This is a genomic window from Arthrobacter sp. RCC_34 (genome assembly GCF_041360795.1).
GTDB lineage: Bacteria > Actinomycetota > Actinomycetes > Actinomycetales > Micrococcaceae > Arthrobacter_E.
The window spans coordinates 1,717,009-1,729,091 of record NZ_JBFUPW010000001.1 but is presented as its reverse complement, the minus strand read 5'-3'; the positions used below and the strand labels follow the sequence as shown (position 1 = coordinate 1,729,091).

Annotated in this window: 11 protein-coding genes; 8 read left to right on the top strand and 3 right to left on the bottom strand. The window is 68.3% G+C overall.

The window, feature by feature from the left end; all coding sequences use genetic code 11:
- Window positions 1-56 precede the first annotated feature (56 nt).
- Window positions 57-1,418, bottom strand: coding sequence for a LysM peptidoglycan-binding domain-containing protein (locus AB6732_RS08110; protein ID WP_370959444.1), 1,362 nt, complete (start codon window positions 1,416-1,418; stop codon window positions 57-59).
- 258 nt (window positions 1,419-1,676) lie between these two features.
- On the opposite strand from AB6732_RS08110, the gene AB6732_RS08105 reads away from it, so the two are divergent.
- Window positions 1,677-2,030, top strand: coding sequence for an Rv2175c family DNA-binding protein (locus AB6732_RS08105; protein WP_370959443.1), 354 nt, complete (start codon window positions 1,677-1,679; stop codon window positions 2,028-2,030).
- Window positions 2,031-2,132: 102 nt separating this feature from the next.
- Here AB6732_RS08105 and AB6732_RS08100 read toward each other — a convergent pair whose 3' ends face one another.
- Both AB6732_RS08100 and AB6732_RS08095 read right to left on the bottom strand, forming a co-directional pair.
- The gene (locus AB6732_RS08100) at window positions 2,133-3,245 is read right to left on the bottom strand and encodes a polyprenyl synthetase family protein (RefSeq protein ID WP_370959442.1); all 1,113 of its coding nucleotides are present in this window, start codon (window positions 3,243-3,245) and stop codon (window positions 2,133-2,135) included.
- Window positions 3,242-3,739 carry a hypothetical protein gene (locus AB6732_RS08095; RefSeq protein ID WP_370959441.1) on the bottom strand — a complete coding sequence of 166 codons (498 nt, stop codon included), beginning with the start codon at window positions 3,737-3,739 and terminating at the stop codon, window positions 3,242-3,244. Before AB6732_RS08095 ends, AB6732_RS08100 begins: the two co-directional genes overlap by 4 nt.
- Window positions 3,740-3,889: 150 nt before the next feature.
- Here AB6732_RS08095 and dinB point away from each other — a divergent pair, with 150 nt between their 5' ends.
- From dinB to AB6732_RS08060, 7 genes are all read left to right on the top strand, one after another.
- On the top strand, window positions 3,890-5,131 hold the full coding sequence (dinB, locus tag AB6732_RS08090) for a DNA polymerase IV (protein WP_370959440.1): 1,242 nt from the start codon (window positions 3,890-3,892) through the stop codon (window positions 5,129-5,131).
- A gap of 136 nt (window positions 5,132-5,267) precedes the next feature.
- Window positions 5,268-5,645, top strand: coding sequence for a DUF3040 domain-containing protein (locus AB6732_RS08085; protein ID WP_370959439.1), 378 nt, complete (start codon window positions 5,268-5,270; stop codon window positions 5,643-5,645).
- A 601-nt stretch (window positions 5,646-6,246) separates the two neighbouring features.
- Window positions 6,247-6,678, top strand: coding sequence for a division/cell wall cluster transcriptional repressor MraZ (gene mraZ / locus AB6732_RS08080; RefSeq protein ID WP_066215498.1), 432 nt, complete (start codon window positions 6,247-6,249; stop codon window positions 6,676-6,678).
- A gap of 176 nt (window positions 6,679-6,854) precedes the next feature.
- Entirely contained in the window at window positions 6,855-7,853 is a 999-nt protein-coding gene (gene rsmH / locus AB6732_RS08075; protein WP_370959438.1) for a 16S rRNA (cytosine(1402)-N(4))-methyltransferase RsmH, read from the top strand.
- On the top strand, window positions 7,850-8,497 hold the full coding sequence (locus tag AB6732_RS08070) for a hypothetical protein (protein ID WP_370959437.1): 648 nt from the start codon (window positions 7,850-7,852) through the stop codon (window positions 8,495-8,497). The genes rsmH and AB6732_RS08070 overlap by 4 nt, the downstream gene beginning before the upstream one ends.
- Window positions 8,498-8,550: 53 nt before the next feature.
- Window positions 8,551-10,371 (top strand): peptidoglycan D,D-transpeptidase FtsI family protein, encoded by a 1,821-nt coding sequence (locus AB6732_RS08065; protein WP_370959436.1) that lies wholly within the window; start codon window positions 8,551-8,553, stop codon window positions 10,369-10,371.
- A 66-nt stretch (window positions 10,372-10,437) separates the two neighbouring features.
- Window positions 10,438-12,072 carry a UDP-N-acetylmuramoyl-L-alanyl-D-glutamate--2,6-diaminopimelate ligase gene (locus AB6732_RS08060; RefSeq protein WP_370959435.1) on the top strand — a complete coding sequence of 545 codons (1,635 nt, stop codon included), beginning with the start codon at window positions 10,438-10,440 and terminating at the stop codon, window positions 12,070-12,072.
- The last annotated feature ends 11 nt before the right edge of the window (window positions 12,073-12,083 follow it).

Here is a 12,083-nt window from a genome sequence, read left to right as displayed (position 1 = left end):
CGCGACAAGGGTCCGGTACGACGCGTACCGGACCCTTGTCGACAGGCGGGATGTGCTCAGCGGAACGTCGCGCGGTGTGCCTTGATGGCGGCGACGTAGGCCTTGGTGTCCGAGTACATGCCGTGCTGCTCCACCGAGTACTGACCCTGGTAGTAGCCGGCGATCGCGTAGTCCGTGCTGCGGCTGGTGCGGAGCAGGGAGCGGATGATCGCGATGCCCGCCGTCGCGTTGTCGTACGGATCCAGCAGGTTCAGCTGACGGCCCACCATCTGCGAGGCCCATTCGCCCGAGCTGGGGATGACCTGCATGGTGCCGATGGCGTTGGCGGGGGAGACGGCACGCTGGCTGAAGCCCGACTCCTGGTAGGCGAACGCCATGGCCAGGGCCGGCTCGACACCCATGCGCCGCGCGGTGTCGGCGACGATCTGGCGCATCTCGGCGCGGGTCGGCACGGGGGCCGCGTTGAGCAGGGCCTTGTTCCGGTTGGCGGAGTTGACCACGGCCTTCGGGTACTTGTAACCGAGGAACGAGTCCGGCACCAAACCGCTCTGGTTGCCCTGATCGCTCGGGGCGGTGGGGCTCGTGGTCTGGCCGGCGCCGGGGATCACGAGCTTCTGGCCCGGGTAGATGATCGAGGTCATCTTGAGGCGGTTCGCGTTCAACAGCGAGGTGAGGGAGACGCGCTGGCGCGACGCGATGGCCCCGAGGGTGTCGCCCGCCCGGACCACGTAGCTGCCGCCCGAGACCGCGGAGCCGCCCGTGGAGCCCTTGCTGGTCTGACCGGTGGACTGGGGCACCACGGCGCCGCCTGCGGACACCTTGATCTTCTGGCCGGGGTAGATGATCGACGTGGCGCGCAGCCCGTTCCAGGACAGGATCGAGCTCAGGCTCACCCGGTGGCGCATGGCGATGGCGCCGAGGGTGTCGCCCGAACGCACGGTGTACGTCGAGCCGCCCTGCGGCGTCGCGGGCCGGGAGACCTGGCCGCCGGACGACGACGGCGCGGAGACGCCCGCCTTCAACTTGATGGTCTGGCCGGGGTAGATGATCTGATTCGCCCGGATGTTGTTGAGCTTCAGCAGGGCGTTCAGGCTCAGGCCGTAGCGATGCGCGATGCCGCTCATCGTGTCACCGGACACGATCCGGTAGGTGTTGGGAACGGCCTTGAGCGCGATCTGCAGGTTGGCGGGCAGCGACGTCGCCACCTGGCTCACCGGGAGGAGGCTGGCCGAGGCGCGGCCGGCGATGGCGGCTTCGAGGCCCTGCGGAAGGCGCTTGGCGGGGGTCACGTTCTGAGGCACCGACGCCTCGGCCGGCTGAGCCAGCGCGAGCGAGGAAAGGACGACTGCGGGAAGGGCGGCCGTCGCCACTGCTGCGGTGGCCCGTGAACGGTTCGTTGGCGATGTGAGGCTCGTCATTCAGTGTCGTCCTTGGCGTCAGGGTCATCCGCTGAAAGGGGAGATTTCAGCGTGTGACCTGTGGTGCGTATGTGAAAGTTGATGGTCGTGTTGAAAATGTGACCAATGTGAATCTCTCACGAAAATGCGGCTAGCACAAGAAGAGTGGGTTTCGCTGGGCAACGCCCCGGCGTGTCCTGGACGCCCTGCTCAGGGCTCGAATCGTCGAGCTGGGAGACGGGCTAGGTGGGAGGCGGTCCGGCGTGGCACCCTTAATGGGTGAGCAATGTTGAATCCCTGGTGGGCGAATGGCTGCCGTTGCCGGATGTGGCGGAAATCCTTGATGTGAAGATCTCCCGGGTCCACGGGCTGATCGACGAGCGCGCCCTGGTGGCGCTGAAGGTGGGCGAGCGGAAGATCCGCAGCGTGCCCGCCGAGTTCGTGAAGGACGGGGAAGTCCTGGACTCCCTCAAGGGGACCATCGCGGTCCTGATCGACTCCGGATTCACCGATGAGGAGCTCATCACGTGGCTCTTCACGGAGGACGAGTCCCTGCCGGGCCGCCCGGTGGATGCTCTGCGAGCCGGCCGCAAGACGGAGATCCGCCGCCGCGCCTCCGCGCTGGCCTGGTAGCACACCTCAACGGGAACACTGAAGGGCAGGTCACGGATCCGTGACCTGCCCTTCATCATTCCGTGTCCTGTTCCGGGCCGGTGGCCCGTGAGCGGATGACTTTCACGAACTGCGTTGCACCGCCGCCTCGGCCAATGACCGCAGAGCCTGACGCGGCAGGTCCGGGATGGGGAGGGCGTCCAGTGCGGTGAAGCTCGCGGTGCTGAGCGAGTCGATCTCCGCCTCGACGGCGCCCAGCGCGCCACACGCCGTCATGTCGGCGCGGACGCGGGCCACGTCGTCTTCGCTGAGATCGGGGTGGCCGAGGGCCGCTTCCAGGGATTCGACCTGTTCGGGCGTGCCCAGCTCGCGCATGAAGGCGACCAGCAGGGTGCGTTTGCCCTCCCGCAGATCGTCACCGGCCGGTTTGCCAGTGGTGAGCGGATCGCCGAAGACGCCGAGCTCGTCGTCCCGGAGCTGGAAAGCTTCGCCGAGGGGAAGTGAGAAGCGGGCGAACCCGTCCAGCAGCTCCTGGGGCGCCCCCGCGATCGCGCCTCCGAGGGCCAGGGGATGTTCGGTCGAGTACTTGGCCGACTTGAAACGGAGGACCGTGCGAGCCCGCTCCGCCGCTCCTTCCACGGTGCGGAGCGGCCCGGCGACCTCTTCGAGGATGTCGAGGTACTGCCCTGCCATGACCTCGGCTCGCATGCGGTTGAAGATCCCGCGCGCCACGGTGCCGGAACTCGTGGCCGGACCGATCTCCGAGAAGGCCTCTTCACTGAAGGACAGGCAGAGGTCCCCGGTGAGGATGCCCGCGGCATGGCCGAAGCGTTCCGGATCCAGCCTCCACCCGGACTCCTCGTGCAGATCCGCGAAGGACTGATGCACGCTCGGGCGGCCGCGCCGGGTGGCGGAGCGGTCGATGATGTCGTCGTGGATCAGCGCCGCGGCCTGGAAGAGTTCGAGCGCGACGCCGGCCTGCACGGCTTCGTCGGCCTGCGCCGCGCCGCCCGCGGCCCGGAAGCCCCAGTACGCCAGCAGGGCCCGCATCCGCTTGCCCCCGCTCACGAGAGTGCGGATGGAGTCGAGAAGAGGCGCCACGTCCGCGGAGATCCCGGACACGAGATGACGCTGCCGGTCCAGGAAGGCGTCGAGCCGCTCGTTCACCGCGGCGACGAAGAGAGCCTGCTCGGCGCTCACCTCTGAACCCGTTCCGGGCTGTGCTGCCGTGGTCATTTCGCGCTGGCCGTCCTCACTGTGGCGCCGATGGTCAGGGTGCTGCCGCCGGCCGTCGGGGCCGCGTTCAGGCTGATGGTCTCGTCGCCGTTGTTCCGGATGAACGTCTTGTTCAGCACACCGTCCACCGTGGTGGACGCGGTGGCGGTGAAGCCGAGCTTCCGGAAGTGGGCTGTATAGAAGGTGTCCGCGGCGGCAGGGGCGGACGGCGCGGTGCCGGTGAACGCGACGTCGGTGTACTCGCCCCGGGGGCTCACCGTGCCGGAGATCTGCGTGAGTTTCGGCATGGCCGGGACGAGCGCCGACGGGAAGTTCGCGGGCAGCGCGGGGGCCGTGGACGTGGCCTGCGCGGCGGCGCTCGTGGAGGCCGACGGCGTCGCGGTCGCCGTCGACGCGGGAGTGGCGGCCTCAGGGGTGCAGGCCGTGAGGCTCATCCCCACGCACAGAGCCACGGCGAGACCGGCGCGTCGCCACGCCGTCGGGTGCTTGGTCAATCGGAACTCCTCCGGTGGATCGAGCCTGCGCAGCCGCAGGGCCCGGCCGGGCCACGTGCCGGCGGGGGCACTCCTATTTTAGAGGGCCTGACGTGGAGGTCCATGCCGGACTCCGGTGGAGGCGTTCTTCTGTCGGAGGAGCTGGCTAGCATGGTGGGTATGGAGGCGCGGGAACTGGAGAGGTGGAGGAAGTGCAGCATCCTCCACGTGGACATGGACGCCTTCTTCGTCTCCGTGGAGCAGCGCGAGAATCCCGCGCTGCTCGGACGACCCGTGATCGTCGGGTTCCCGGCGGACCGCTCCGTCGTCCTGTCCGCCTCGTATGAGGCGCGGGCCTTCGGAGTGCGCTCAGCGATGCCGATGTCCCAGGCCTATGCCCGTTGCCCGCAGGCGGTGATCGTCCCGCCTCGCCATGAGCTGTACTACGAGGTCTCGGCGCGGCTCATGGAGCTCTTCCGCTCCTATACGGACGCGGTGGAGCAGCTCAGCGTGGACGAGGCGTTCCTGGACGTGTCCGGCGCGCTCCGCCGCGTCGGGTCGCCGGTGGAGATCGCACAGGACATCCGGCGCCGCGTCCGCGCCGAGCTCGGGGTCTCCGCGTCCGTGGGGATCGCCGGCACCAAGTTCCTGGCCAAGATCGCCTCCACCCGGTCCAAGCCGGACGGCCTGCTGGTCATCGAGCCGGAGCAGCAGCTCGAGTACCTGCACTCATTGCCGGTCAAGGCTCTCTGGGGAGTGGGCGGCAAGTCCGAGCAGCAGCTCGCCCGACTGGGGCTGAACACCGTGGCGGACGTCGCCGCGACCCCGCTCCCCGTGCTGCGCAAGGCCTTCGGGGCCATGGGGGAGCACATTCACGCGCTGGCCTGGGGGAGGGACCCGCGTCCGGTGACCCCCGAGCGGGTGGATAAGAGCATGAGCGCGGAGACCACGTTCGCCGAGGACACCCGGGACGCCGCGGCCCTTCACCGGGCCCTGCTCTCCCTGTCCCACCGCGTGGCCAGGAGGCTCCGTTCCGGCGAACTGTCGGCGGGCGGGGTGGCGCTCAAGCTGCGGTACGCCGACTTCAGCACCATCACCCGGAGCCGTCGACTCGACTATGCCACCGATTCCGGCGCCAAGCTGTACGAGCTCTCCCGCATGCTGCTGGACGCCGTCGGCCCCTTGCCGCAGGCGATCCGCCTGATCGGGGTGCGGGCGGATCATCTGGAGGCCGGGTCGGGTGCGGTCCAGCTGAGTTTCGACCGCCAGGACGACAACTGGCGAAAGGTCGAAAAGAGCCTCGACGAGGTGCGGGACAAGTTCGGGAGCTCCGGGCTCACTCCTGCCCGGCTCCTCGGATCCGGGACCCGGAACCGGCCCGGGACGGAAAGTCCTCCTGAAAAGGCGGGATGAGTCGAACTCCACTTTCAACCGGACGATCTGAGGCATAAAATTGGAGTACGGGGAACTTCCCCGCTGAGGAGTCCGTTGCACTAGTCGGTGGCACCACGAATCAAGCCGACTGGCGCCCGGAGATGAGGAGGTCGTCATGCCGCTCTCGGAGCATGAACAGAGGCTGCTCGAGCAGCTGGAGCGCCAGCTGCATGAGGACGATCCCAAGTTCGCCAGTCAGATGGAACAGGGCGCCGCTCATCGCTGGTCCACCAAGCGCCTGGTGATCGGCGCGTTCGCCGTCGTCGCGGGCATCCTGGTCCTGCTGCTCGGCGTCACGCTGCAGAACATCGTGGTGGGTGTCCTCGGATTCCTGGTCATGGGCGGAGGCGTCTACTTCGCCACCAGCAAGGGCAAGGGCCTCACCCCGTCCTCCGGTCACCGTGACGCCGGCGCGCGCCCCTCCCGCCAGAGGTCCGGTTTCATGGAGGACCTGGAGCAGCGCTGGGAACAGCGCCGCCGCGAAGAACCCTGATCCTTTCGGCCTGACGGCCCGTCCGTCAGGCCGCAGCCCTGCCGCTCCGGTGCCCTGACGGCGCCCGACGACGGCGGGAGACCTGCCTCGAGAGCCCGCTTCGGCGGGCTCTTCGTCGTTTCCGGGGGGCTTTGGTTTCCGGCGTCTTGCCGCGCGCACCCTCCTGGCCCTCACAGCCTGCTTGCCGCGCGCACATCCTCCGAGGGCGGGCCCGGCTCTCCCCGGAGCCCTCCACACCCACCCCATTTCGCTCCACGCCCTCCTCCTCTTTCCTCCCCGGAGCGTGGGCAGGAGTCCACCACTTCGCTCCACGCTTCCCTCCCTTTCCCTCCCCGGAGGGTGTTCCAGGCCGTTTTCCGGCCCCTCTCCGGCGCTCCCGTCCGCCCGCGGCACTCCCGGGCGCTGACGGCGCTGATTTTCCCTCCACTTCCCACCACGCCCCTGGATCCCAGTGCTGGCAAGGATTTTCGCAAAACAACACGCTGGAGAAAACGTGTTTCGACCTTGACCGTGGTGCGAAGTGGAGTACAGTGGAGGCAGTAAGAGGGTAGTGGCGGCACTTGGGGTAGTACGGCAGCTTTCGACGGATCGGCGGTGAGCAGTGTTCCTTGGCACTCACTCGCCGCGTCTCGACGAAAAAGGCCGCATCATCCTGCCGGCGAAGTTCCGCGAGGAACTGGCCAACGGACTGGTCCTGACAAGGGGCCAGGAGCGCTGCATCTACGTCTTCAGCCAGAAGGAATTCGAACGTATTCACGAGCAGATGCGGCAGGCTCCACTGTCCAGCCGCCAAGCCCGCGATTACATGCGTGTCTTTCTGTCTGGAGCCTCTGATGAGGTACCCGACAAGCAGGGGCGCGTGACGATTCCGCCGGCGCTCCGGGAGTACGCGGGTCTGGGACGGGAACTGGCCGTGATCGGCGCAGGCACCCGGGCCGAGATCTGGGATGCCCAGGCTTGGAACCAGTACCTCGAGGAGCAGGAGAACTCCTTCTCCGACACGGACGAAGACGCGATCCCCGGGATCTTCTGAGGAAGATCCCAGGCCGTTTCCTGGACGTGATCTCCAGCCGCCCAAGGCTGGTCATCCTGGCTCACCTTCCCCGGAGCCAGGCGGACCGACCCGCGGCGCGGATGGGGATCACGTCACAGGAAGCGCAGCGCACGGCAGGCAGGAACGTAGGCGACACCACCAGGGCAGGAGACCACATGGCGGAGATGAGCGGGTCACGGCCCACCTCCGAACGTCACATCCCTGTCCTCAAAGAACGTTGCCTGATGCTGCTGGCCCCCGGCTTCGATGCAGCACGTGGACGCGGGGAGCGTCCCGTGGTCATCGACGCCACCCTCGGCATGGGCGGCCACTCGGAAGCCCTGCTGCAGCGCCACCAAGACCTCCACCTGATCGGCATCGACCGTGATGAAGAGGCCCTGGCGCTGGCCGGCGAGCGGCTCAGTCCCTTCGCGGGACGCACCAGCCTGGTGCACGCCGTGTATGACGAGATCCCCGACGTCCTCGACGAGCTCGGGATCCCCGCGGTCCACGGTGTCCTCATGGACCTCGGCGTGTCCTCCCTCCAGCTCGATGAGCGGGAACGGGGGTTCGCCTACTCCTACGACGCGCCTCTGGACATGCGCATGGACACCAGCCGCGGCCAGACCGCCGCTGATGTGGTCAACGAGTACGAGGAGCAGGACCTCATCCGCCTGATCCGCACCTGGGGTGAGGAGAAGTTCGCGGGCAGGATCGCCCGCAGCATCGTCTCCCGCCGGGCCGAGACCCCGTTCACCACGACCGGTGAACTGGTCGAGGCCATCCGGGCCGTGGTGCCGGCTGCCGCGGCACGCAACAGCGGGCATCCCGCCAAGCGGACCTTCCAGGCGCTGCGCATCGAGGTGAACGAGGAGCTGGACGTTCTCGAACGTGCCGTCCCGGCCGCCGTGGACGCCATCGCCCTCGGCGGTCGCGTCGTCGTGATGTCCTACCACTCGCTGGAGGACAAGATCGTCAAGCGGACCTTCCAGTCCCGCTCCACCTCATCGGCTCCGCACGGGTTCCCGGTGGAACTCGAGCAGCACAAGCCGGAACTCAAGACCATCACCAAGGGCACCGAACAGCCCACCGAAGCAGAGATCGCGGAAAACCCCCGTGCGGCCTCGGCCCGCCTTCGTGCGGCCGAACGCATCAAGGACAGGAGGACGGCATGAGCAGCGTCACCACCCGCCCGGCCATCCGGACCGTCGGCAACACGGCCCGGAAGCTTGCCACCCCGGCGCCGCAGCCGGCGCCGCGCAAGCGCACGCCGCTCGTCGTCGTGCCCTCCGCGCCGCGCCGCAAGTCGGTGGCCTTCGTCGCGTCGTGCTTCGCGGTGCTCGCGGCCGCCCTCGTGGGCGTGCTCCTGCTCAACATCCAGCTGTCCCAGGGCCAGTACGACATGGTGGCACTCAAGGCGCAGCAGTCGACGCTGACCAAGAAGAACCAGGAGCTCTCCCAGGAGGTCCAGAACTTCAACGCGCCGCAGAATCTGGCCGCAAAGGCGACCGCGATGGGTATGGTCCCGTCCGCAGGCCAGGGCCAGATCGATCTGGACCGCTCCACCGTGAGCGGCAAGGCCGTCGCCGCCGCCAAGGATGAGAAGGCCAAATCGGCCATCATCGCGGCCCCTGCCATCGCCGGTCAGCTGAGCGTGGTCCCGTCCTCGACCGAGGACCAGGCCACCACCGACTCCGCCCAGAAGAAACCCGCCGAGAGCAAGACCACGGCGCAGGCTCCGGCGGTTCCTCAGGTTCCTAAGGTTCAATTGAACGGGGGAACGGTCCCGGCGCCTGCGCAGCGGACCCCCGGAAACTGATCGACAGAGGACAAGACCTACCTCACCGGTAGGCAGTGAGAGGGCGAGTCGTGGTGAGGACAGGTAAGACCAAACAGCAGGGGACCGCGCGGCGCGTTCAGCTCCGTCTCCGCATCGGCCTGGGCATCATGCTCACCCTGCTCCTCGTGGTGGGTGGCCAGCTCGTGCTCATCCAGGGGTTCGACGTCGGCGGGCTGGCCGAGGCCGCCCAGGCCAAGCGGTCGCGGACCATCGAGCTGCCGGCCCAGCGCGGCTCGATCGTCGATTCCAAGGGCACGGTCCTCGCGAATTCGATCATCCGCTACGACGTGGTGATCGACCCGAAGCAGAACACCAGCGTGGACAGCTTCCGGCGCGCGGATCCCGCGGACCCCAAGAAGACCATCAAGATCAGCCGCGACCAGGGTCTCCGCGACCTCGCCGGCCTGCTCAAGATGCCCTTCGAGGACGTCAAGAAGGCCGCCACCGGAACCTCCCAGTACAAGCTCCTCGCCCGTGGCGTGAAGCCCGAGACCGCAGACGCGATCCTCGAGCTGTCCGTGCCCGGCGTCGTCACGCAGGGCACCAGCCAGCGGGTCTACCCGAACGGCGCGGTGGCCGGCGGCATCATCGGCTTCCTCAAAGACGGCAAGGACGGCATCGCCGGGATCGAGCAGACCCAGAACTCGGTGCTGACCGGCACCCCCGGGTCCCGCAGCTTCGAGATGGGGGCCGACGGGCTCGTGATCCCCGTGGCGCCGGACCACATCACCCCGGCCAAGAACGGCAGGACGGTCAAGCTCACCCTCGACAGCGATCTGCAGTACTACGCCCAGCAGGTCATCCAGACCCAGGTGAACAACCTGGGCGCGGAGTGGGGCAGCGTCGTGGTGCAAGAGGTCAAGACCGGCAAGATCGTGGCCATGGCGGACACCAACACGCCGGATCCGAACTACCCGGGCGGAGTGGATGCCAAGGACCGCGGCGTCCGCTCGGTCACGGCCGCTCTGGAACCGGGCTCGGTGGAGAAGCCCCTCGTGGCGGCTGCTCTCCTCGAGGAGGGCAAGTCCAAGCCGATGGAGCAGTTCTCCATCCCCAACAGCTACACGGTCAACGGGCAGACGTTCGAGGACTCCTTCAGCCACCCGACCTTCAACCGGACCCTCGCCGGCATCCTCGGCTACTCCCTGAACACGGGAACCGTCATGGCCGGCCAGCGGCTGAGCAAGCAGGAACGCTACGACTGGCTCCGTCGCTTCGGCATCGGCCAGGCTCCGAACGTGCCGCTGCCCGGCGTGGCCGGTGGCATCCTCAGCAAGCCCGACCAGTGGGACGGCCGTCAGGAGTTCACCGTCCTGTTCGGACAGGGCGTCTCACAGTCCGTCCTGCAGACCGTGATGGCATACCAGAGCATCGCCAACGACGGCGTGATGCTGGAACCGCGCCTCATTGACGGCTACATCAACGAGGACGGCACCGAGGAGAAGGCCCCCATGGGTCCCTCCCGCCAGGTGATCTCCAAGTCCACGGCGAAGCAGACCCGGGACATGCTGGAAAGCGTCGTCACGGAAGGCGAGTGGAAGGACGCTGCCATCCCCGGATACCGCGTGGGCGCCAAGACCGGCACCTCCGAGTCACCCTGTGACAACGGCCGGCCCGGCTTCTGCGGGTACACCGCGTCGATCGTCGGCATGGCCCCCATGGACAACCCCCAGTACATCGTCGAGGTGCTCGTGCAGCGGCCGCAGGACAAGATCTTCGGCATCGACGGTGCGGACATCTTCCGGGAGGTCATGGGCCAGACGCTTCGTACGAACAACGTCCCGCCGTCCACCGGCAAGCCCGTGCATCTGGACCAGTTCGGGCCTGGAGGCTCCTCCGGCACCGGCAAGTGACCACGACCTTTCCCGGACCTCCGGCCCGAGCCGGATCCACCGCAGCAACTCTTATGGAGCAGATACGTGTCAGAGCATGAAGCCAACCCCGCGGACCGGTCCGGCGCCGGGCAGGAACGCAAGGCCCGGGTCTTCCGGCCTCAGACGCCCCCTGCCGTAGCTCTGGGTCGGCTCGCGGAGAGCCTCGGCCTGGATGCCGGCCCGCAGGCGGACGTGGTGGTCTCCGGAATCACGAACGACTCGCGCAGTGTCCTGCCCGGTGATCTGTACGTGGCGCTGCCCGGTGCCCATCGGCATGGCGCGGACTTCGCGGCGCAGGCGGTCGCGGACGGAGCGGTCGCGGTGCTCACGGATGAGGACGGCGCCCGCCTGCTGGCCTGGGACAGCGCCGTGGAGAGCGTGCCGGTGCTCATCCATGCCGAGCCGCGCGCCGTCGTCGGGCAGCTGGCCGCCACGATCTACGGCAATGGGCCGGAGGACGGCCTGCGGCGCTTCGGCGTGACGGGGACGAACGGCAAGACCACCACGAGCTACTTCGTCAACGCGCTGCTCCGCGGCCTCGGCGTGGTCCCCGGGCTGATCGGGACCATTGAGATCCTGGCCGGCGACGAGGCGATCCCGAGCGTGCTGACCACTCCCGAATCCAGCGATGTGCAGGCCCTCATGGCCCGCATGCGCCAGCACGGCCTGGGCGCCGTGACGATGGAGGTGTCCTCCCACGCGCTGCAGTTCCACCGGGTGGATGGAGTGCTGTTCGACGTCGCCGGTTTCACGAATCTGACGCAGGACCACCTGGACCTCCACGGCAGCATGGACGAGTACTTCGCCACGAAGGGCCTACTGTTCACCCCCGAGCACGCGTCGACCGGCGTCGTGATCGTGGACGACTCCTGGGGCCGCCGCTTCGCCGAGGCGAGCCGCATCCCGGTGACCCGGCTCGCCGTCGCCCCCGACAGCGCCGTCGACGCCGACTGGAGCGTGCAGGACGTCGTCAGCCACGGCGCGCTGGGCTCCGAGTTCGCTCTCCACGGCCCTGACGGCGCCGTGCTCAGCGCCCGCGTCCCGCTGCCCGGCGGCTTCAACGTGGCCAACGCGGCGCTGGCGATCGTCATGGTGCTCAGCTCCGGCGTCTCCGTCGAGGAGATGGCGGGCGTGCTCGCCGGCAGTGATCCGCTGTCCGTCCAAGTCCCCGGCCGCATGCAGGTGGTGGCCACCGAGCCGCGCGCGATCGTCGACTTCGCCCACAATCCCGACGCCCTGGAACGCGCCCTGCAGGCCGTCCGCTCGCCCGACGGAAGCGGCAAGGTGATCGTTGTGTTCGGCGCGACCGGAGAGCGCGACGCCGGCAAGCGCCCCGTCATGGGCGCCACGGCAGTGCGGGGCGCGGACGTGGTCATCGTCACCGATGACGACCCGCATGACGAGGACCCGGCGGCCATCCGTTCCGAGGTCATCGCCGGTGCGTTCCAGGCCCGTGATCAGGAGCGCCCCGAGGTCCTCGTGGAGGAGTCGTTCCCCCGGGACGACGCCATCCGCAGGGCCGTGGAGCTCGCAGGGCCGCAGGACACGATCCTGGTCGCGGGACGGGGACACGAGGTCTGGCAGGAGGTCAAGGGCGTGAACATCGCGCTCGATGACCGGGAGGAACTCCGGGCCGCTCTGGCGGCGCGTGGATTCCGTGATTCGACGACGAACGACTAGGCTCCTACACG